General features: G+C 64.1%; 20 protein-coding genes. 12 read left to right on the plus strand and 8 right to left on the minus strand.

The features are described from left to right. Nucleotides 1-33 precede the first annotated feature (33 nt). Nucleotides 34-1,140, plus strand: coding sequence for a 7,8-didemethyl-8-hydroxy-5-deazariboflavin synthase subunit CofG (cofG, locus tag AV059_RS04885; protein WP_058992656.1), 1,107 nt, complete (start codon nt 34-36; stop codon nt 1,138-1,140). Nucleotides 1,141-1,339: 199 nt separating this feature from the next. On the opposite strand, the gene cofH is transcribed toward cofG, so the two are convergent. After that, nucleotides 1,340-2,692, minus strand: a complete 1,353-nt coding sequence (cofH, locus tag AV059_RS04890) for a 7,8-didemethyl-8-hydroxy-5-deazariboflavin synthase subunit CofH (protein ID WP_058992658.1) — start codon at nt 2,690-2,692, stop codon at nt 1,340-1,342. Between the two features lie 114 nt (nt 2,693-2,806). Further along, the gene (locus AV059_RS04895; RefSeq protein WP_058992660.1) at nt 2,807-3,823 is read right to left on the minus strand and encodes a sodium:calcium antiporter; all 1,017 of its coding nucleotides are present in this window, start codon (nt 3,821-3,823) and stop codon (nt 2,807-2,809) included. A gap of 151 nt (nt 3,824-3,974) precedes the next feature. Here AV059_RS04895 and AV059_RS04900 point away from each other — a divergent pair, with 151 nt between their 5' ends. Next, the gene (locus tag AV059_RS04900; protein WP_058992662.1) at nt 3,975-5,009 is read left to right on the plus strand and encodes a phosphoribosylaminoimidazolesuccinocarboxamide synthase; all 1,035 of its coding nucleotides are present in this window, start codon (nt 3,975-3,977) and stop codon (nt 5,007-5,009) included. A gap of 24 nt (nt 5,010-5,033) precedes the next feature. Here the strand turns inward: AV059_RS04900 and AV059_RS04905 are convergent, their stop codons facing one another. Beyond that, the gene (locus AV059_RS04905; RefSeq protein WP_079990727.1) at nt 5,034-6,017 is read right to left on the minus strand and encodes a formyltetrahydrofolate deformylase; all 984 of its coding nucleotides are present in this window, start codon (nt 6,015-6,017) and stop codon (nt 5,034-5,036) included. 120 nt (nt 6,018-6,137) lie between these two features. Here AV059_RS04905 and AV059_RS04910 point away from each other — a divergent pair, with 120 nt between their 5' ends. From AV059_RS04910 to AV059_RS04945, 8 genes are all read left to right on the plus strand, one after another. After that, nucleotides 6,138-7,013, plus strand: coding sequence for a GAF domain-containing protein (locus AV059_RS04910; protein ID WP_058992664.1), 876 nt, complete (start codon nt 6,138-6,140; stop codon nt 7,011-7,013). Beyond that, nucleotides 7,013-7,672, plus strand: a complete 660-nt coding sequence (locus AV059_RS04915; RefSeq protein WP_058992665.1) for a hypothetical protein — start codon at nt 7,013-7,015, stop codon at nt 7,670-7,672. Before AV059_RS04910 ends, AV059_RS04915 begins: the two co-directional genes overlap by 1 nt. Before the next feature lie 51 nt (nt 7,673-7,723). Then, nucleotides 7,724-7,978 (plus strand): phosphoribosylformylglycinamidine synthase subunit PurS, encoded by a 255-nt coding sequence (gene purS, locus AV059_RS04920; RefSeq protein ID WP_004964181.1) that lies wholly within the window; start codon nt 7,724-7,726, stop codon nt 7,976-7,978. A 52-nt stretch (nt 7,979-8,030) separates the two neighbouring features. Further along, complete coding sequence (purQ, locus tag AV059_RS04925; RefSeq protein WP_058992668.1) at nt 8,031-8,708, plus strand: phosphoribosylformylglycinamidine synthase I; 678 nt, start codon at nt 8,031-8,033, stop codon at nt 8,706-8,708. Between the two features lie 461 nt (nt 8,709-9,169). Next, nucleotides 9,170-10,126 (plus strand): substrate-binding domain-containing protein, encoded by a 957-nt coding sequence (locus tag AV059_RS04930; RefSeq protein ID WP_058992670.1) that lies wholly within the window; start codon nt 9,170-9,172, stop codon nt 10,124-10,126. 32 nt (nt 10,127-10,158) lie between these two features. Continuing rightward, on the plus strand, nt 10,159-10,845 hold the full coding sequence (locus AV059_RS04935) for an ABC transporter permease (protein ID WP_058997454.1): 687 nt from the start codon (nt 10,159-10,161) through the stop codon (nt 10,843-10,845). Then, nucleotides 10,845-11,609, plus strand: coding sequence for a phosphate ABC transporter ATP-binding protein (locus AV059_RS04940; RefSeq protein WP_058992671.1), 765 nt, complete (start codon nt 10,845-10,847; stop codon nt 11,607-11,609). Before AV059_RS04935 ends, AV059_RS04940 begins: the two co-directional genes overlap by 1 nt. A 72-nt stretch (nt 11,610-11,681) precedes the next feature. Further along, nucleotides 11,682-12,410: a TOBE domain-containing protein gene (locus tag AV059_RS04945; RefSeq protein WP_058992674.1), complete on the plus strand. Its 729-nt coding sequence runs from the start codon at nt 11,682-11,684 to the stop codon at nt 12,408-12,410. A gap of 32 nt (nt 12,411-12,442) precedes the next feature. Here AV059_RS04945 and AV059_RS22270 read toward each other — a convergent pair whose 3' ends face one another. The 4 genes from AV059_RS22270 to arcS form a co-directional block, all read right to left on the minus strand. Beyond that, the gene (locus AV059_RS22270; RefSeq protein ID WP_195156621.1) at nt 12,443-12,604 is read right to left on the minus strand and encodes a hypothetical protein; all 162 of its coding nucleotides are present in this window, start codon (nt 12,602-12,604) and stop codon (nt 12,443-12,445) included. 77 nt (nt 12,605-12,681) lie between these two features. After that, the gene (locus tag AV059_RS04950; RefSeq protein ID WP_058992675.1) at nt 12,682-13,758 is read right to left on the minus strand and encodes an archaeosine biosynthesis radical SAM protein RaSEA; all 1,077 of its coding nucleotides are present in this window, start codon (nt 13,756-13,758) and stop codon (nt 12,682-12,684) included. A 38-nt stretch (nt 13,759-13,796) separates the two neighbouring features. Continuing rightward, nucleotides 13,797-14,204, minus strand: coding sequence for a VanZ family protein (locus AV059_RS04955; protein ID WP_058992677.1), 408 nt, complete (start codon nt 14,202-14,204; stop codon nt 13,797-13,799). An 83-nt stretch (nt 14,205-14,287) separates the two neighbouring features. Then, entirely contained in the window at nt 14,288-16,075 is a 1,788-nt protein-coding gene (gene arcS, locus AV059_RS04960) for an archaeosine synthase subunit alpha (protein ID WP_058992678.1), read from the minus strand. Nucleotides 16,076-16,466: 391 nt separating this feature from the next. On the opposite strand from arcS, the gene AV059_RS04965 reads away from it, so the two are divergent. Next, nucleotides 16,467-17,612 carry an alginate lyase family protein gene (locus AV059_RS04965; RefSeq protein WP_195156687.1) on the plus strand — a complete coding sequence of 382 codons (1,146 nt, stop codon included), beginning with the start codon at nt 16,467-16,469 and terminating at the stop codon, nt 17,610-17,612. Between the two features lie 65 nt (nt 17,613-17,677). Continuing rightward, nucleotides 17,678-18,553 (plus strand): NAD(P)-dependent oxidoreductase, encoded by an 876-nt coding sequence (locus AV059_RS04970; protein WP_058992682.1) that lies wholly within the window; start codon nt 17,678-17,680, stop codon nt 18,551-18,553. Between the two features lie 24 nt (nt 18,554-18,577). Here the strand turns inward: AV059_RS04970 and tgtA are convergent, their stop codons facing one another. Continuing rightward, a complete protein-coding gene (tgtA, locus tag AV059_RS04975; protein WP_058992684.1) occupies nt 18,578-20,050 on the minus strand; it encodes a tRNA guanosine(15) transglycosylase TgtA in 1,473 nt (490 codons plus the stop codon). Between the last annotated feature and the right edge of the window lie 35 nt (nt 20,051-20,085).

Below are 20,085 nucleotides of genomic sequence, written 5' to 3' on the forward strand. Positions count from 1 at the left end.
AGGTTTTTGTTCGTGGGGTGCACACCCCGGGACGTGATACCCGGCACGGACACGTATGACGTCGGTATCGAGATCCCGGACGCCGACATCGAGCGACTGCTGTCGGTGATGCCCGAGGACGTCGCGGCCGCGTCGGCGCTGTCCTACTGCCGGAACGTGTTCTTACCCCTGACGACTGCCTGCCGCTACACCTGCACCTACTGCACGTACTACGACCCGCCGGGGCAGGCGGAGCTGATGGACCGCGAAGAGATCCGGGAGACCTGCCGCCGCGGGGCCGATGCCGGCTGTACCGAGGCGCTGTTTACCTTCGGCGACGGCCCGGACGACCGCTACACCGCGGTCCACGACCAGCTCGCCGAGTGGGGCCACGACTCCATCCACGAGTACCTCCGGGAAGCCTGCGAAATCGCGCTGGAGGAGGGGTTGCTCCCGCACGCCAACCCTGGCGACCAGACACGCGAGCAGATGGCCCACGTCGCCGACCTGAACGCCTCGATGGGCGTGATGCTGGAGACGACCACCGAGGTGCAGGCCCACGGCGGCCCGCGAGCGAAAAGTCCCGGCCAGCGACTCAACACCCTCCGGGTGGCCGGCGAACTCGGTGTCCCGTTCACGACGGGTATCCTCGTCGGCATCGGCGAGGACTGGCGACACCGCGCCGAGAGCTTGCTCGCCATCCGCGAGATGCACGAACGCTACGGCCATATTCAGGAGGTCATCATCCAGCCCGTCGTCGAGAACGAGCGCTGGCAGGGCGGTTCCCCCGACCTAGCGACAATGCGCCGGGTGACAGCAATGGCCCGCGCGGCCCTCCCCGAAGAAGTGTCCGTCCAGGTCCCTCCGAACCTCGCGCCCGCCCGCGACCTGACCGACTGTGGCATCGACGACCTGGGCGGCGTCTCCCCGGTCACAGTCGACCACATCAACCCCGAGTACGAGTGGCCCGCGCTGCAGGAACTGACAGCCGTCGCCGAGACCGCCGAGGTGCCACTGAGCGAGCGGTTGCCGGTCTACGACCACTTCGTCGACGACGGCTGGCTCTCTGAGCCCATCGAGGCGGCTATCGAGGCCGATAATGACGCCGGCGACCGGTTCCGGTCGATACTGGACCGGGGTGTGAATCCAGTGACGCTGTGACTCCGGCGGCCAGTCTGCAGGTGAACGGTCACAACGGCCAGGACAGACACTGGACAGCAATCACCTAGCAGTCTAGGCGATATCTACACAAACGCTGGCGCACCAATATATATCATGCCTGGGGTGCCTCTGACAGCAGTTCCAGGCGGAATACTCTACCACACCGGCCACGGCCAGTGCCCAGCCGTGGTCCACTAATTCAGTCGAGTAATGACGTTCCGTCAGCCCGTGGTCCGAGTTGTGGGCCGAGCACGTCGGCGTCGGGGTCGATAACGCGGCGCTGCTCGTAGTCCGTCGAGCGCTCAACGGGCGTCCGGCCGATGGCGGTAATCATGTCGGCGTACTCCTGGAACGACCGGAACTCGCCGTAGTCGCCGCCGGCGCGCTTGGTGATCTCTTCGGAGAGAATCGTCCCCATGAAGTCGTCCGCGCCGCAGGTGAGCATCTTCAAGCCCTGCGTGTCACCGTATTTGACCCACGAGGCCTGAATGTGGTCGACGTTGTCGAGGAAAAGCCGTGAGACGGCGATCATCAGTTCGTCCTCGTCGACCGTCGCGCCGCCGTCGACCATGCCACGTTCGTACAGCGGCGTCTCCTCGTGGACAAAGGATAGCGGGACGAACTCCGTGATTGCGCCGGTCCGGTCCTGCAAGTCACGGATGCGCTTCAGGTGCAGCGCGCGGTGGCGCTCGTTCTCGACGTGGCCGTACATCATTGTCGAGGTCATATCGAGGCCGACTGACGCGGCCGCCTCCATCGCTTCGAGCCACTCGTCAGTACGGATCTTCCCCGGACAGATAACGTCGCGGACCTCGTCGACGAGGATTTCGGCGGCGGTGCCGGGCACGCTGTCGAGGCCAGCGTCTTGAAGGCGACCGTACACCTCCTCGTAGGACCAGTCGGTGCCGCGGCGGGCGTGATAGGCTTCCTCCGGCGTCATCGAGTGGACGTGGACACCGCCGACGTTCATCGCCCGGATCTGTTCACAGTAGGTGGCCGGGTCCGTCTCGTACTCGTCGGGCGAGCGGTAGTTCAGGTCCCCGCGGTCGCTCGTCTCCAGTATCTCCCGGTGTTCGTCGTCCAGGGCGAGCGCGGGATGGAGTCCAGACACCGAGCAGACCTCGTAGATGCCGCGGTCGAGGGCATCCCGTACGATTTCGCGGGATTCGCTCGGCGTCTTCGTGAAGCCGCCGTGGTCCTCCTGATAATCGCTGCGGAACTGCTCAGAGCGGTCCTTGAAGTTACAGAACAGACAGCCGGTGTTGCAGGCCGTCGTGACGTTGTTGTTGAGGTTCGCGACGAAGGTGACCTCGTCGCCGACAACCTCGGCCCGGCGGCGGTCAGCCGCTTCGAGCACCTGCTCTTTCCGGTCGTGGTCGATACCGTCCCGGTCGGTGCCCGTCGTAAAGAGTTCGACGGCGTCGTCGACTGTCAGTCGCGTCCCGTTTCTCGCCTTGGCGAGGGCGTTCTCGAACGACTGGTCAGTCGTCGGACGGTGCTCGAACTCGGTGGAGCCGTCCGGAGTACCGACGGTCTCTGGGACGTCCGGCATTGCTGGACAGGAGGGAAAGAACGGTCAAAAACGTATGGGTACGCACATGGTCCACAAGGTCGACAGGACCCCGTGTTCCGGGAGACAAGCGGCTGCAGTTCCGGGAGCGCTGCATCAGGTCGGCAATACGCCGCCAATCCAGCCCCCGGTCTCGATGATAACCCATGCGACGAAGGCTGCATAAGCACCCAACAGCGCGTACGATTCACCTTCGCTCAACACGAGGTCGGTCCGGAGGACAGTGAACAGGAGAATCGTCGCCCCGGTCAGGACGCCGAACATCGGCACGGCCATCGCGAAGTCGACGGTCCACGTGCCAGCAATGAGAACGCCAAGCGGGATAGCGACGAGTAGGTCGAACGTGTTCGAGCCGAGAACGTTTGCGAGCGACGTGACCCCGCGGTCGTCGCGGGCTGCTCTAACACTGACAAGTGTGTCGGGGAGACTCGTCGCCGCCGCGAGAATCGTCACACCGAGCAGAAACTCCTGAACGCCGGCGGCCCGACCGATGACGCTGACGGCGTGGACGAGGTTCTCCACGGCCACGAGGATGACAGCCAGACCAAGTAAAAGAAAGAGCCACTCCCGCCCGACCGAGATGTCGGCAGTCCAGTCCTCTTCGGGGTCGTGGTCGGCCGTATCCTGGTACTGGATGAAAACGTACAGCCCGTAGAGCGCGAGCGGGATCGCCGCCAGCGGTCGCGTGATGACGCCGGTGAGCGTGGCCTCGCCAGGGTAGTAGATGACCGCAAGCGCCATCGTGATGAGCAAGACTGAGACGGCGAGCATGTAGAACTGCGCCTCCTTGTAGACGAGTGTCCGGCTCGATTCGAGTTCGTCGTCCGTGGCGATGCCCGCGGCTGCGGGGATAATGAGAATGTTGAAGATTGCCGATCCGACGATTGCGCCGACACCAAGCGGCATTGACCCGCCAAGCGCCGCGACGACGACGGTCGCGACCTCCGGGAAACTCGACCCGACGGCAACGATAATCGCTCCCTGCACGACCTCTGGGAGGCCGTAGTACGTCGCGAGCCGCTCGCTCGATGATTCGAGCCAGTCGCTCCCTTTCCAGATCGCGACCGTCGCTGCGACGATGATCGCAGCCTCAACCAACAGACTGGAAGCCATCAGGCGGTCAGTCGAAAGCCCGACAGAAAACGTTGCCTTCCGAGCGCAAGTGATACTGTCTGTAACGAATTTCGCCACCGCGAACATCTCACAATAGTTACAGCCAACAGTATGAGAAACGTCTTTGTCCCCGGCCCGAAAGGCGGGCACAATGACGAGCGTCAAGGAATTCCGCGTGGACGAACCGGCGACGGCCGAGGCCCTCGGCCGCGGCGCGTTCGTGTTCACGGACGACTACTCCGTGTTCGACTGGGGCAAAATGCCGGACCAGATCCCCGACAAGGGCGCGTCGCTGTGTACGATGGGCGCGTACAACTTCCAGTTGCTCGAGGAGAACCACGTCCCGACTCACTACGAGGGCGTCAGACTCCCCGACAGCGACGAGGTGCGTGACCTCGGCGAGGCGCTGTCGGCCGACGCCGCTCCCGAGGAGATGGTCATCGAACTCACGCAGGTCCCGGACCTCCCCTTCGAAGACGGGAGCTACGACTACGACGCCTACCACGAGGGAGCGGATTCGAACTACCTCATTCCCCTGGAAATCGTGTTCCGCAACCGCGTCGGCGTCGGGTCGTCACTTCGTTCCCGGACCGAGCCTGCAGACCACGGGCTCGACTACGACACCTGGCCCGAGGACGTCGTCGACCTCGACGACCCCATCGTGGAGTTCTCGACGAAATACGAGGAGCAAGACCGCTACCTCGACCGGGAGGCAGCCGACCGGATCGCCGGCACGGCCAGCATCGACCGCCTCGAAGAACTGGCTCGGGCGGTCAACCACATCGTCACCGAGCAAGCTGCCGAGGCTGACCTCGTCCACGAGGACGGGAAGATCGAGTGTCTGTACTACGACGGGGAGATCCGCGTGGCCGACGTGGTCGGCACGTTCGACGAAAATCGCTTCTCCTACGAGGGCCAGCAGGTCTCGAAGGAGGTCATCCGCCAGTACCACAAGCGCACCCAGTCCGCGTGGGTCGAGGCCGTAAGCCAGGCCAAAAACGAGGCTGACGCGGAGGGCGTCGCTGACTGGAAAGCACTCTGTGACGAGTCGCCGCAGCCGCTCGACGATGACGTAATCCAGGTCGCTCGCGACCTCTACTGTGCCGGCACGAACGCCTACGTCGGCGGCGACGTGTTCGACGCGCCGTCACTCGACGACGCCGTTGACGCCGCGAGCGAACTCTGAGATATTTAAAAGTACAGCGCGTTTTCAGTCGTCAGCTTCTATTTCACCATCGTCCTCGGCGACGAACTCGCCGAGGCCGTCGATCGGGCGGTCGGGGTTCAGCTGGTCGAGTTTCTCCGGTGCACCAAGCTGGGCCGAGGTCTCCTCGGGGTCCCGCAGTTTCGTCCGGCCACGATGGACGTTCACCTCGTCGTTGAGGTGGAGCTTGATAGCCTCGATGAGTGCCTCGGCTTCGAGCGGCTGGCCGATCTGCTGGAGTTCTTCTTCGGTGGCATCGTCGGGGACGTTGAACGCGCGCTGGGTGATGATCGGTCCCTGATCCAGATCCGTCGTCACGTAGTGGGCGGTGACGCCGGCGATGCGGACGCCCTCCTCGATAGCCTGCATATACGCCGACGCGCCGGGGAAGGCGGGCAGCAGGCTCGGGTGGACGTTGATGATCCGGCTCTCGTACCGGAAGACGACATCGGGCGAGAGGATGCGCATATACCGGGCCAGCGCGATGAGGTCAGCGTCGTACTGTGCGAGCAGATCGAGCAGTTGGTCCTCGTCCGGCGTCCCCTTCTCGTCGCCGATGTCGTGGAACGGAACGTCGTATTTGGCCGCCAGCGGTTCGAGGTCGTCGTGGTTCCCGATGACCACCTCGATGTCGGCCCCGAGGTCGCCGTTGGCCCACGCCTCGAACAGCGCCTCCAGACAGTGTGACTCCTTCGTGACGAGGACGGCGATGGTCTGGGTCTCGCGGTCGGCGGGGAACCGGACTTGCACGTCGACGCCGAGTTCGTCGCCGAGTTCAGTGAGGTCTTCGCGGAGTTTCTCCTCCGTCGTCACCATCCCGGACGTGTCGACGCGCATGGTCATCCGGAAGACCCCCTCTCGGACAGCCTGATCGAGGTCTTCGATGTTGATGCTACGCTCGAACAGGAGCGAGGTCACTTCGGCGATGAGGCCCGTGTCGTCCTCACCGACGACCGTAATCTCGGTCAAACCGCGAGTCACGATACCCACCTCCGGACAGCGTCGTGATTCATTTGACGCAGAGTCGGCAGTCCCACGGCAAAAGCCTTCGTTTTCCACCGAGCGTGGCCGCCAACCATTTGTGTGTTAGTCCGTGAACGTCTGGTCGTAATGAGTGATTCGCCGACCGTTCTCTGTGTCCAGTCGGACGCCGACGAGCGCGCCGAGACAGCCGGCGCGCTTGCCGACGCCGGACTGGCTGTCGAGGGAGTTGGGTCCCTCGATACGTTGACCGCAGCACTTGACCGGTCGGTCGACTGCGTTGTGACGGCCTTCGATCTTCCAGACGGGGACGGGTTCGACGTGGTAGACACGGTCCGTGCAGTGAACCCGGCCTGTGTTGTGACTCTCTATACGGAACACGCACCGTCGGACCTCCCCCGCGGCGGGCCCGAACAGGTCGTCGAATACGTGCCGCGGACGGTTCCAGAGTCCCGGGAGCGGCTTGCAGATGTGGCTGCCATGGCTGCCGCCGAGGTAACGCAGGCGGCCTACCCGGTTCCGGAGACCGAGACGGAGCGGCTGGCCGCAGTCCAGCGGTACGATGTCGACCAGTTGGCGGCAATCGACGCGTTCGGCCGGCTGACGGCGCTGATGGCCAGTCACTTCGACATCGACGTGGCCTTTGTCGGCCTCATGGACGAACACGAGGAGCGGTTCGTGGCGTGTGAAGGAGCCAACTGGCGGACCCTCGCCCGCGAGGACACCATCTGCACCCATACGATTCTCTCGGACGAGACGATGGTCGTCGAAGACACCCACGAAGACCCCCGCTTCGCCGAGGTCGATGCACTGAAACGGCTCAATATCAGGTCCTACGCCGGCGTCCGAATCACGGACAAGCAAGGGAATGCGATCGGTGCCGTCTGTTGCACCGACGGCGGACCGCGGCGTTACACGCAGACCGAACTAGACGACCTTCAGCGGTTCGCTGACGAGGTCGAGGAACAACTGCTGTTGCGACGCCGGCTGCAGGGGGATCACTGATGTCACAGCGACGAGACGACCGATACACGTTCGACGGCCTGCCGCTGAATCCGGTCGAACCGGGGACGAGCCTGCTCGTGACCGGCCCTGTTCTGAGCGGAGCGCGGGAGATGGGACTGCGACTGCTCTGTAGTCCCGATACCGACGGCGGGACCGTCCTCGTTGCGACAGACAGCGACGCCACGACGATATTGGCAGACTTCGAGCGCCACGGCGGTGCGCTCGACCGCGAGCGGGTCCGCGTCATCGATTGCGCACAGGAAAGCGGCGACCTGCCGGAGGACAGCGTGTCGGCAGTCAACACGCCGGGGGACCTGACCGGTATCGGTATCGAGTACTCCGGCCAGTACGAATCGACGTACGCCAGCGGCTACACGCGAGTCCGCACCGGCATCATCACGCTGACGCCGTTGCTCGTCTACAGCGACGACGTCAGGGCAGTGTACCGGTTCCTCAACACAATCACCGGCCGGGTCGGAACTGCAGACGGGCTGGGTATCTGCGTGCTCGACCCGAACGCCCACGAGGAGCAGGTCGTCGAAAGCGTGGCACAGTTTTTCGACGGGCGGGTCGACGTTCGCGCCGACCAGGGTGCCCTCGATCTCCGGGTGGCCGGCCTGCGCGACCAGCCGACCAACTGGACGCCGGTCGGGACGTGACCTGTCGGGAGAACACAAGCGTTTTCTCCGCTGCCCGCTCGCTTGCCAGTAATGACTGCCTTTACCGCGACCGTCACCGTCCGGCTCAAGCGGGGCGTCCTCGACCCCGAGGCCGAGACGACACAGCGCTCACTAGAACGGCTCGGTTTCGATCTGAACGATCTCCGCTCGGCAGACGTGTTCGAGCTGGATCTCGACGCCGACAGCGCCGACGACGCGGCCGAGCGCGCCGAGGAGATGGCCGAGCGGCTTCTGGCGAACCCGACCATCCACGACTACGACGTCGAGGTGACCGAGACAGAATGACCAGCGCCCCGAAACGGACGGCAGTAGCCTGTTCCCACACAGGGTGGTCTCTGTGACGATTGCCGTCATCCAGTTCGGCGGGTCGAACTGCGACCGGGACGCCGTCCAGGCCCTGGAATCACTGGACTTCGACGCCGAACTCGTCTGGCACGAGGACGGACTTCCCAAAAATATCGAGGGCGTCGTCCTCCCCGGCGGCTTCTCCTACGGCGATTACCTCCGTGCCGGCGCGATGGCCGCCCGCTCGCCAATCATGGCCGAAATCCGCGAAGCCGCGAGCGAGGGAACGCCGGTACTCGGCATCTGCAACGGCGCACAGATCGGCTGTGAGTCGTCGCTGACTCCCGGCGCGTTCACGACCAACGAGAGCGCCCGCTTCCAGTGTGAGCACGTCCACCTGCGCGTCGAGAACGCCGACACGCCCTGGACCAGCCAGTACGAGGACGGCGAGGTCGTCGAACTCCCGATCGCTCACGGCGAGGGTCGCTACGAGATCACTGACGAGCGTCTGGACGAACTCGAAGCCGAGGACCGGATCCTGTTCAAGTACTGTGACGAGGACGGGACTGTCACACCCGAGGCGAACCCGAACGGCTCAAAGCACAGCGTGGCCGGCGTCATCGGCGAAGACGAACACGTCGCCGTCATGATGCCCCACCCGGAGCGGGCGACACTGTCGGACCTCGGTCGGACCGACGGCCGCGGCGTTCTCACGGGCTTCGCTGACTAACGCTTGCAGATCAGACTGTCACTGCGGCAATTTTATAACCGACTGGAATACATCCGAACAGCCGCGGGGCTATCCGGGTTTGTCTCAAAGGGGAAGGGACCAGCGGAGCGTGTGACATAGTCCGGCGGTCCCTATATTGGCCTTGGCGGTCAAGCCGTATAAATACACGCGTACCGGAGTGGAAGTGAAATCGAGGAGTACAAAGCATTTGGCTGCGTCTGATGGCGATAGAGTGCATCAGCCACTCGCATTTGCTCTCGGCAGCGAGTCATCGCTGACGGGGGAGCCCTCTTCCCCCTCGTTTCGTGTCTACCACGAGTGGCTACGCTGTCGCTAGTTCTTCTCAGGATAACGAGCCGCGAGGGTGTCCGCCATCGCTGTCGCCCATACAGACCTAACAGAATAGATACGTTGGTTTATCCATGATAAATTATATTTGCTATTAGGTCAACGATGTATCTATGCCGATACAACGACGAGAGTTCATTGCGGCGATAGGGACAAGCGCGTTAGCAACTACCGCCGGGTGTGCGCAGTCCGGGGAAGGTAGCGGCCAGACCGAAGCGGGAACGGAAACGGGGGGCGGCGGTCAGCCAGGGGTGGCCGGCGAAACTCTGACGCTTACGACAACGACGAGTACGTACGACACAGGCCTGCTAGACGAGATCCACCCCGACTTCGAGGATATGTACGGCGTGTCGGTCGACGCAGTCGCACAGGGGACCGGTGCAGCCCTCGAATCAGCCCGCAACGGTGACTCGGACATCGTGATGGTCCACGCCCGCGGCCTCGAAGACGAGTTCATGCGCAACGGATACGGCGTCAACCGCCGGGACCTGATGTTCAACGACTTCGTCATCGTCGGCCCCGAAGACGACCCGGCAGGGATTCAGGGCATGGGTTCGGCGACCGATGCACTGACAACTATCGCCGAGTCGGAGGCCCAGTTCGTCTCACGCGGGGACAACTCCGGCACCCACACCAAGGAACTCAACCTCTGGGAGGCCGCGGGAACCGAGCCGGGCGGCGACTGGTATCAGGAGACCGGGACCGGCATGGGCGAGGCACTGAACATCGCCAACCAGCAGGGCGCGTACACGCTCTCGGACCGCGGGACGTACATCTCCCAGCGCTCGGAGATCGACCTCGTCATTCTGGTGCAGGGGCCGATAGAGGACGGGCCGGAAATCCTCGCGAACCCCTACGGGATTATGGCGGTCAATCCCGGCGTCCACGACAACGCGAACTACGACCTGGCGATGGCATACATCGGCTGGATCACCAGCCCCGGCACCCAGGACGCGATTGCGAACTATCAGGTCAACGGGGAACAGCTGTTCTTCCCGGAAGCCGTCTCCGAAAACCCCGACTTCCAGCAGTACGTTCCGGAAGGGTGGAGTAGCGACTCGGACGAGTAAGCGTGCCCGTCGAGTCAGTCGGACACCTGCCGATGGCCGTCGTCGACCTTCCGTTCCGGGACGGCTACGTGTCGAGCATCATTTACGTTTCGCTGTACGTGAGCGTCATCGCCGTGACACTGAGCACGCTGTTCAGCCTCCCGATCGCCGTGGTGATGGGGTTTTCTGACTTTCCCGGCAAGCAGTTCGTGAAGTCAGTCATCAACACTGGGATGGGGTTTCCAAGCGTGGTCGTCGGTCTTCTCGTCCTGTTTACCGTCTCGAACCAGGGACCGCTGGGGGACCTAGAGCTGATATTCACCAAGGAGGCGATGATCATGTCTCAGTTCGTCCTGGCAACACCGCCGATTACGGCGATCAGTCTCGCGGCTATCAGTGGCGTCGACGACAACGTCCAAGACGCCGCGCACGTCCTCGGTGGAACACGCCTCGACGTGGCGCTAGTCGTGCTCAAAGAAGCCCGATACGGCATCGCGACAGCGGTGCTTGCGGGCTTTGGCCGTGCCATCAGCGAAGTCGGGTCCGTGCTCATCGTCGGCGGGAACATCACGAGCGCACGCGGCATCTCGAAGACGCGGACGCTAACGACCGCGATTCAACTCGAAGCCCGACAGGGACAGTACGAGACGGCGATGATTCTCGGGGCCGTGCTGGTCACGCTCGTGTTGACGGTCAACGCTATCGTCATCCGACTGGGCGACCAGGGGGTGCAGCGATAATGCTCGATGTCACGGCCGTATCACACGCCTACGGAGATGACGACGTGTTCCGGGACCTCTCAATCGGGATCGAACCCGGCGAGGTCGTTGCCGTCATCGGCCCGTCCGGCGTCGGGAAGACGACGCTGCTCCGACTGCTTGCGTTCTCACTGGAACCGGACGAGGGAACCATCGCCTTCGACGACACGGACGTGTGGGCCGTCGACGAAGCGACACGGCTCTCGCTGCGTCGGCGTATCGGCATGGTGTTTCAGGAAGCGAGTCTGTTCGACGCGCCGGTCGCTCGCAACGTCGAATACGGGCTTCGAATCCGCAGGTCGTGGACAGCCAGACTGCAGCGCGAACTACAGTCCATAGTTCGCTCGAACGGCACCGCGGAGGCCGTTCACGAGGCCCTCGACGTTGTCGGGCTGACCGAGAAGATGGACCAGCACGCGGACTCGCTCTCGGGCGGCGAGGCCCAGCGGGTGTCGTTCGCCCGCGCGCTGGCCTACGACCCGGACCTGCTGTTACTCGACGAACCGACATCGGATCTGGACCCACGGAACACTGCCGTTATCGAGGACGCGATTGCCGAGGCCCGGAACCGGGGTATCGGTGTCGTGGTGGCGACACACGACATGCATCAGGCGGAGCGGGTCGCAGACCGGGTTGCAGTGCTACTCGACGAGCAAATAACTGAAATAGCCCCGACAGAAGTGATTTTCCAGAACCCATCGGACCACCGCACCCAGAAGTTCATCTCCGGAGAACTGGTCTACTGACCGCTTCATACCCCACTCCGATCACCGGTGGTCGGCGGCAATACCTTTGTCAGGGGACGACATTGTCGAGATATGGACGCGACTGCGGACGTCGAAGTGCAACTGGAGCAGGGCGACGTGGCGCTGACCGCCCGCGACCGGACGCTCCTGCAGGCGGTCGCCGCCCACGGGTCACTGAACGCCGCCGCTGACGCGCTGGGTCGGTCGTACGCCCACGCCCAGCGCCGCATCGTGGAACTCGAAGACGCATTCGGTCCGCTGGTCGACCGTAGTCGCGGTGGTAGCGGGGGCGGCGGCAGCGAACTGACGACCGCTGCCGAGCAACTGCTGGCCCGGTTTCAGCGACTGCAAGCCGAGTTCGACGGGGTGGCAACGACAGCGGAGACAGTCCTCCAGGGGACGGTCGTGGACCGGGACGGCGAACTGGCGACCGTCGAGACGCCGCCGGGGACGGTCCGGGCCATTGTCGACACCGAGGCGGGTCCCGGCGACGCGGTGGAAGTCGGCATCCGCGCCGATACGGTGACGCTGAACGCGCCGCACGAGGCTCCCGAACCAGCGGGGACGAGTGCGAGAAATCAGTTCGTAGGCAGCGTCGAGCGTATCGAGAAGGGGACCTCTATCGCGCTGGTCGCACTGGCAGTCGACCCGGACATGACGCTGTCGGCGCTGGTGACTGACACGAGCCTCGATACACTCGACATCACCACAGGCGCAGAGCTTGTCGCCTCGTTCAAAGCAACCGCAACCGTCGGCGTCATTCCCGCTATCGAACAGTCGGGGCCGGATGAGTCATCGTAAGCAAGTGGCACGAGGTGGCACCAGAAGTAGCCTCAGAGACCCCAGCCGGACGGCAACAGGTCGGATTGGCAGGCACTGCAGGCGACCATCCCATCGTCGGCGATACACTGTCGCTGTTCACCGCACAGGTCACACTCCGTGACCGTCCCGCGTTTATTGAAATTTCGGCTGTTCTGGTCACCGTTCGGGGTCATATCGAACAGTATTATGCGCGAAAGACGGATAAACGTTGGTCGACAGACCGTCACACGGTTTCTATCGCTCGAAGTGCTTATCGAGCGAGCGGGAGCGAGTAGCTGCGCTCGCGCTCAATGACGGCATCCCACGTCGCCTCGCACTCGCACTCCACCTGCTCGAACACCGACGGGTCCTGCCGGAGGTCGAAGTCCTTGATGGCGCGCTGGACCTTGTCGTCACACTCGCCGCAGTTGTGCGGGCCGCGGTCGCTGCCGTGGCCGACCGGGTCCGAAACGACGATGACGTCCTCGTCGGCGGTCGACTCCAGCACGTCGGCGACCGACCAGAGCCACGGCGGCCGGTAGCCGCCGTCGTGATACAGTTCCTCAACCATCGTGTAGCGCTGGACGTTGCAGGGGTTCATCGAGACGGTGTGACAGCCGTCGACGGCCGCACAGCGTCGCACCGACCGCTTCATGTCTTCGACGGCCTCGGCTTCGGAGAGGAACGGCGGCTTCATCAGCAGGTACGCCTTGACGCCAGCACCGGCGGCCTGTGCTGCCTTGGAGGCTTCCTCGAAGTCGGCGAAGTCGAAGTACTTGTTCACGCAATCGTGTCGGACGCGGTCGGTGGCGGTTTCGAGTCCGACCGCCACATCTGTCTCCAGACCCACGTCGACGAAGTCGCCGACGGTCTCCTCGTCGATGAAGTCCGGCAGTGATTCGACGACGATGCGCTCACGGTCGGCGAAGGTTTCGGCGATAGCCTGACGCGTTTCCGCCGGGACTTCGCGCTCGTCGAGGAAGCTCCCGGAGGTGTAAATCTTGATGAGGCCGCTCTGTTCGTCGCTGTTCTCGCTCTCGTGGTCCAGACAGTGTTGAATCTGTGCCATGAGGTCCTCGTGGGCGACGCTGCCCCCCTCGACGCTTTCGGCGACGTAGCCACACATCGTACAGCCGCCGGCGCGCGCCCACCGACAGCCGCCGGTGTTCAGGATGATAGTCAGGCTCTGGTAGACACCATCGGGTGTGTTGTCCTCGTCGAGCCACACGCGGGTCGGCTCGCGAGGGTCGTAGGTCGAGTCGTTACGCGACCGGATGTCACGCATCACGGAGTTGTGGGCGTCCATGCCCTTGCCCTCCTCGTAGACTTCAGGACTGGGCTTGCTCATTGGGGCGAGGTAGCCGATGAGCGCGTAAAGCCGCTTCGTTACTGCCGGGATTGTGGGTCGGTTTGTTCGGACAGTGCGCCGGAGCGGCGGGCCACGAGCCACGCCAGTCCGGCCAGAACAGCCCCGACAGCGTTCGCTACGAAGTCAGCGCCACTTACACCGCGTGACGGGACAAGCGCCTGCAGAAGTTCGACTCCGGCCCCGTAGCAGACGGAGACTGCCACGAGTGCTGCAACCGTAGCCACATCGCGGGCCTGTCGGCCCCACGCGAGCAGCACCGCCAACGTGCCGTAACTCGCCGCGTGCACCCACTTATCCAGCGCGAAACCGAGGAGTGCGGGGACCTGCTCGCCCGTCCCTTCTGGAACCGGAAGCAGCGATGTGACCAGTACCAACAGGGAAAACCCGACTGCAGGGAGGTAACGGCGGAACCCCGACACGTCCATACTGGCGGTTTTCCCGGTGCGCAGATAAGTCGGACGGTCAGGGAAGCCGGTAGCCGATTCGGAACGAAGTCCAGCGGACCCTGTCACCGCTCGTCAACGTGTCGCATCTGGACGGCAATACCGCGCGTCGAGGACCGCATCTCCGGGCCGCTCATCTGGGCGCGACCGACACCGAAGGCCGCATCACCCTGAATCACCACGTCATCGCCGACGCGGATGTCGTCGCTGGCGTCCGTAATCCCCGGCGCAAGCACCGAGCCGTGGGGGACGAACGGTTCTATCTCGACGGTTTTCGTCGGAACGTCGCTCTCGACCCAGCGGCGCGCCCCGGCGGTCGTGAGCGAGAGGACGCCGTACTGCTGGGCGAGCGCCGCCAGTTGCTCCCCGTCGGCGTCGTCGGCGCGCAGTTGCGGGTACCGGCCCTGTGTCGAGAGGTCGTCGAACAGTTCGTCGCCCGCGCCGTCGCCGAACTGGTAGTCAGCGACAGCGCGGATAGTGTTGTGTTCGCGTTCTCGTTTCGGGTAGCGGTCCCAGCCTTCCAGTTCGGCGGCGAGGTTCCCCAGCGAATCCGCCGTCGTTGGGTGGTCGGTGACCGTGTAGGTGAACTCCCGGTCCAGCGAATCGGCCACGCGCTCGCAGATGTCGCGGTAGCCTTCGCCGGGAACGTGGGCAATAATCTCCGGGTAGTCAGTGCCTTCTAAATAGCGTTCGAGCACGCGGCTGACGAACTCGATTTCAGTGGCGGTCCAGTCGCCCGTGACCACGGAGTCGTAGTGCTGTGCGGGGTAGGTGAGTTCGAGTTCTTGCGGAACGACACCGATAGGCGAAGTCATCGAGACGACGTGGGCGCGCCACTTGATGGCGTCGTGGTACTGCTTGTGGCTCTGGGAGTCGCTGTAGGGTTTCCGTGCCGAGCACGGGACCAGCACGAGCGGGCGGTCATCGAACCGTGGTACGTAGCGGTCGGTGACGCGCTCGGCGAAGCGCTGGATTTCGACCCGCCGGAGCGAGTCGTCACTGGCCGCCGAGAGGTCGGCCCGCCGGATGAGCGGCGTTCGCTCCTCCAGATAGCCGTACCCCTGGTCCAGTCGTCGGAACGTCGCGGTGAGCCAGTTGTCCTGTCTGGCCTGTCCCTCAACGTAGTCTCGGAGACGACCGTCACGAATCCGGCGGCGGACGCGTCGGAGTTCCGCGGCGAGCGCGTTGACGTTGTGTTCGGCGCAGTCCTCGCGGTCGAACTCGTCGCGTGGTTTCTGGCAGGCTGGACAGGCACACGGGAGTTCGTCGAGATCTTCGAGGAAGTACGCCTCGTCGGTCGTGAGATACCGGCCCTCAGTCCCACGGATGACGGCGCGGTCGGGGTCCACGAGGTCGACACCGGCGTAGACGAGAGTCGCGACGTTTCGCGGCGTGGCGACGCCGGGCAGGTAGAGCGCGGTGTCCGCGGGGATTGTCTCACGGACGGTCGTAACGGCATCGACGAACGCCGACGCGTGCCCGACATAGCCGGGCGCACCAGCGAGAACGTAGGCGTCGCTGCCGTGGTTGGTCGCGGTATCAGGGGAAACAACGGCCGCGCTCGGGAACTCGACATCCGGATAGTCGACGGCGAAAGCCTCGGCGACTTCGTCGGGCGTGCCGGCGGGGAGTCCGCGGTGGGGCAAGACAGTGAGCAGCGAGTCGTCGCCGTCGGGGGCGTCTCGCTCGGTGGACCAGCGGCTTCCGGCGTCAGCAAGGACGTGTCGACAGTCGCCCGGCGTCTCAGTGTCCACGTCGTCGACCAGCGCCGGCGTCGTCACGGAGTCGGCGAGGCGCAGCTCACCCACTCGCGCGGCGCTGTCGCGCTCGTGGACCTCGAAGTAGTCGGTCATGCAATGGCGTCAGCCACGCGCGACCAACTATCTTGCCTTTGGGCCGGCACGGCCCCGTGACCGAAGAGCCGCTCAAATCCAGCAGACGCCACCCTGATCGGCAGTTGTGTGACCATGATTACCCCAACCGGGGTGCTGTCCACTGATTAGCTGGGTCCTAACTAAATCTATCGGGGGTGACAGATGACTCGTGCAGCGACAGACACGACGAGACGTGTTGCTCGCCCTCTCGGGGACAGCCGTAGCGCTGGGGGGCTGTTCGACCGGCCTCTCCTCGGGAGACTCGGGTGCGAGGGCCGCGTCAGATGAGACGGAACCGACACCGACAGAACAGGTATCGGGGTCATCAACAGAACAGGTATCGGAGCCACCAAGTGAAAGCCGGCCCGCAATGTTCGTCCATCTCGATACGCTGGCCGCGATACAGTCCCGTGTCGAGAACGGCGACAGCCCGTGGACGGGGGCCCACGAGGCCTTCATGAGTGATGTCCGCGATGCGATGGCAGCGGATCCCGAGAGCGTCACGGACAACGGCGACGGCCACGAGTTCAAAACGAAAGGCCCCGAGGACCCCGAAGCACGCAAGGACTACGTTGCCGCCATCAGAACCGGAGACAGAATACGGGATCTGGGCCTCGCCTACCAGTACACCGACGCGGATCAGTACGCCGAGAAAGCCACCGAACTGCTGGACCACTGGTTCCTGCGGTCGGAGACCCATATGGCACCAGTAAAAACGAACAGCATCGAGCAGTTCATCACGCTCCCGAAAATGTGGTGGGGTGCGGAACTCGTTCGCGGCCACGAGGCGTGGAACGACGACAGCGTCGGCACGGAGGCTGACCTGCAGGAGTGGATACGGACGTTCCTGGACGACGTGGGCCACGGTATTCCGACCGAGATGGGGCAACAGAACATCTTCAACTGGCAGGAGATGACTCACGCCGCCGGTGCCGTGTATCTCCGGGACTGGGACTGGTTCCGGAAGGCCATGCAACGGAACCGTGAGACCGGCTTCAACCAACTCCGCGAGGACGGCCTGCTGGAAAACGAGATCACTCGTGCCTCGAGTCTGGCGTACTCGCTGTACGCGGCGAAGGCGCTGGTCACCGCCGCGGAACTCAGTCGACTCTACGCCGACAAACTCGACGGGCCCACACTGTACGAGTACCGGAAGTTCGACGGTGACAGGAGTGCTATCGAACGTATTCTCGATGCCCACGCGCCGTACGTGGCTGACCCGGAGGCCTGGGAAGCGATGGGCGAGGGGGACCCCGACCGGTTTGTCAACAGTGACGGCTTCCCCGCCAGAAAGCAGGAATCTGCGTCCTCACTGTACGAGGTGGCCTACTCGTACTACGAGAAAGACACGTACCTGAAAGCGCTCAAACAGAGCGGACAGCCGGTGAAGAACGTCCCGACGTACGTCTCGGCCCAGCAGGCGGCAATCGACGACCCCGACCGACCGCATCGCGACGAGCGCATCCTTGGCTGGACGACGTTCACGCACGGCGAGCGGTTCCGGCTTGACCTGTAACAGCGTCGTTTGCGGAGACGCAGTCACACCGCCACGTTTTGGATGCCAGCGGCTCCAAGTCCGGTATGAACGTTGTCGTGACCGGCGGCCGGGGGAGTTCCGGACGCTGGATCGTCGAGCTGCTCGCTGGACCGCACAACGTAACAGTCCTTGATCGTCGACTCCCCGACGACGAGGGCCATCCGGCTGTCGGGTACCGTGCGCTCGATCTGACAGACGCCGGGAGCGTCTTCGACACACTCACCGCCATCAACCCGGATGCAGTGGTCCACTGGGCGGCGATTCCGGTAGCTGGGAACCATCCCGGTGTAGATCTGTTCCAGAACAATACGCTGGCGGCACACAACGTCCTCTCGGCGGCCGGCCGCGTCGGCGCTGACGTGGTGCAAGGCTCATCCGATGGCGCGTACGGGTTCTTTTTCGCCGAGGAGACCCCCGTGCCGGATGAACTCCCGATTACGGAAAGGCACGCACGCAGGCCCGAGGACGACTACGGGCTCTCGAAGGTTGTGACCGAGGAGATCGGGAAGACAATCGCCCGTCGGGATGGCGTCTCGGTGGCGTCGATTCGCCCCTCGTGGATACAGATTCCGGGTGAGTACCCCTGTCGGTCCGAGGACTACGTCGACGACCTCGCGGCCGGCGCGGGCAACTACTGGTCGTACGTTGACGTCCGAGACGTAGCCGGCCTCGTTGAGGCCGCGCTCACCGCAGATGTCACGGGGCATGAGGCGTTCAACTGCGTCGGCCCCGACAACGCACTGGGCCGGCCGCTGGTCGAACTCATGCGGGACCACTACGGCCGTGTGCCGGACGATTGCACGGTCGAGGGGGACGCCGCGGCGTACTCGACAGCCAAAGCCACAGCGATGCTGGACTGGGAGCCGACCCGTTCGTGGCGTGAGGCTGCCGATGCGGACGTGGACGTGCCGACAGTCTGACGGCGGCGAGAAGATTAAAACGAATCAGTCGCGGGCGTGCAGGTCGCGCAGGCGGACCCTATCCGGCACGCGATTGAGCGCTGTCGCCGGCCAGTCGTCGTGGACTAAGGTAAAGGACACGTCGGGATGGAGTTCGACCAGCCGTCGGACCCCTGTGGCCGCGGCCTCGTAGGCAGCCCGGTCGGTCCGGGCCGGCGTTTCCGCGGTCAGCGGATAGGTGTCGGCGAGTTCGCGCGGATACGGACCGAACGGGGGCAGGACGCCCCAGCTCTCGTCGTACTGTGCACTGGAACTGCCTTCGGTCAGCAGCACCTCCTCGCCCTCGACCGGGAGGCGTTCGAGCCGGTCCTGATGGCGTCGGACCTCGGGCCGGCGAGCGCTTTCAGTCGAGGTGTAGAAGAACGCGTCCTTCGAGACCGGGTCAGTGCGTTCGAGTTGCTCGGCGTGGTCGAGCAAGGCGCGGTAGCCGTCGAGCATCTCCGGATGACCACGGGCGCGGCTGTCGACCAGTTCCATGAGATTGCCCGAGCGAATCGCCTGCTTGACCGTCCGGATTTCGCCGTAGGTGACGTGGAGGTTGTGTCGCGCGAGCAACTCCTCGCGCTGGTCGGGGTCCATCGCATCGAGTTCCGCCGGCGTGTGGTCGGTACAGACCGGACAGTGACACGGGAAGTAGCTCAGTTCGTCGAGCAGTTCCGTCCCCTGCACCGTGAGGTACCGGTCGTCGCGGGCGTACAGCGCGTACGCCGCCGAATCGAACAGGTCACAGCCCAGCGCCGCCGCCATCGCGAACATCATCGGGTGGCCCGCACCGAATAGGTGGACCGGACCGACCTCCCCCAGCCCGCGCTTACAGGCCGCAACAACATCCGCAAGGTCGGCATAGCGGTACTCGTTCATCAGCGGGACGACGGCTCCCAGTGGGAACACGTCAAGTCCCGTGGAGACGGCATCTGCAGCGGCGCGCTCCCGCAGGTCCGGGTAAGTGGCTCCCTGGACCGGCGCGCTGACGAGCATCTCGCCGGTGTCGACGGTAGCAGCATGTTCGAGCCGTTCCTGTGTCGTTTTGAGTTCCTCGGTCGCTCGCTCGCGGTCTACGTCGGGCGGCGTCGGGATGTCCACCGGCGTGCCGATATCCGAGCCAATCTCGTGTTGGAACTCCAGAATCTCCTCGGTTGTCACGTCGATGTCGCCGTACTCGGCGAGCTGGAAGGACCCGGAGTCGGTCATGATAGCCCCGTCGAACCCAAGCAGGTCGTGGAGGCCTTGCTCTAACACAGGCTCACGGAGGTCATCGGAGCCGTGCAGGATGTAGCTGTTCGTGATGAGTATCTCCGCCCCGAACTCCGACGCCAACGTTGCCGGTGCAACCGTCTGGACGTGGGGATTGACCACCGGCAGGATAGTCGGCGTCTCAACGGTGACGCCGGCCCGTGGCACCGTTAGCTCGCCCAGCCGGCCCGCGGCGTCGTACTGGCGGACCTCGAAATTCGTCATTACACGTCGTCGTCGGTGGGCGCGCCTAAGGGTTG

The sequence above is a fragment of the Haloarcula sp. CBA1127 genome (assembly GCF_001485575.1).
In the GTDB taxonomy this organism is placed as follows: domain Archaea; phylum Halobacteriota; class Halobacteria; order Halobacteriales; family Haloarculaceae; genus Haloarcula.

What these genes read in the sequence shown, in the direction of transcription:
- AV059_RS04970 (WP_058992682.1), top strand. Translation starts at nt 17,678, where the DNA reads ATGAACGTTGTCGTGACCGGCGGCCGGGGGAGTTCCGGACGCTGGATC.
- AV059_RS04945 (WP_058992674.1), top strand. Translation starts at nt 11,682, where the DNA reads ATGGACGCGACTGCGGACGTCGAAGTGCAACTGGAGCAGGGCGACGTG.
- AV059_RS22270 (WP_195156621.1), bottom strand. Translation starts at nt 12,604, where the DNA reads ATGACCCCGAACGGTGACCAGAACAGCCGAAATTTCAATAAACGCGGG.
- AV059_RS04940 (WP_058992671.1), top strand. Translation starts at nt 10,845, where the DNA reads ATGCTCGATGTCACGGCCGTATCACACGCCTACGGAGATGACGACGTG.
- tgtA (WP_058992684.1), bottom strand. Translation starts at nt 20,050, where the DNA reads ATGACGAATTTCGAGGTCCGCCAGTACGACGCCGCGGGCCGGCTGGGC.
- AV059_RS04950 (WP_058992675.1), bottom strand. Translation starts at nt 13,758, where the DNA reads ATGAGCAAGCCCAGTCCTGAAGTCTACGAGGAGGGCAAGGGCATGGAC.
- AV059_RS04955 (WP_058992677.1), bottom strand. Translation starts at nt 14,204, where the DNA reads ATGGACGTGTCGGGGTTCCGCCGTTACCTCCCTGCAGTCGGGTTTTCC.
- AV059_RS04930 (WP_058992670.1), top strand. Translation starts at nt 9,170, where the DNA reads ATGCCGATACAACGACGAGAGTTCATTGCGGCGATAGGGACAAGCGCG.
- AV059_RS04965 (WP_195156687.1), top strand. Translation starts at nt 16,467, where the DNA reads ATGTTCGTCCATCTCGATACGCTGGCCGCGATACAGTCCCGTGTCGAG.
- arcS (WP_058992678.1), bottom strand. Translation starts at nt 16,075, where the DNA reads ATGACCGACTACTTCGAGGTCCACGAGCGCGACAGCGCCGCGCGAGTG.
- purS (WP_004964181.1), top strand. Translation starts at nt 7,724, where the DNA reads ATGACTGCCTTTACCGCGACCGTCACCGTCCGGCTCAAGCGGGGCGTC.
- AV059_RS04910 (WP_058992664.1), top strand. Translation starts at nt 6,138, where the DNA reads ATGAGTGATTCGCCGACCGTTCTCTGTGTCCAGTCGGACGCCGACGAG.
- AV059_RS04900 (WP_058992662.1), top strand. Translation starts at nt 3,975, where the DNA reads ATGACGAGCGTCAAGGAATTCCGCGTGGACGAACCGGCGACGGCCGAG.
- cofH (WP_058992658.1), bottom strand. Translation starts at nt 2,692, where the DNA reads ATGCCGGACGTCCCAGAGACCGTCGGTACTCCGGACGGCTCCACCGAG.
- AV059_RS04915 (WP_058992665.1), top strand. Translation starts at nt 7,013, where the DNA reads ATGTCACAGCGACGAGACGACCGATACACGTTCGACGGCCTGCCGCTG.
- AV059_RS04895 (WP_058992660.1), bottom strand. Translation starts at nt 3,823, where the DNA reads ATGGCTTCCAGTCTGTTGGTTGAGGCTGCGATCATCGTCGCAGCGACG.
- AV059_RS04935 (WP_058997454.1), top strand. Translation starts at nt 10,159, where the DNA reads ATGGCCGTCGTCGACCTTCCGTTCCGGGACGGCTACGTGTCGAGCATC.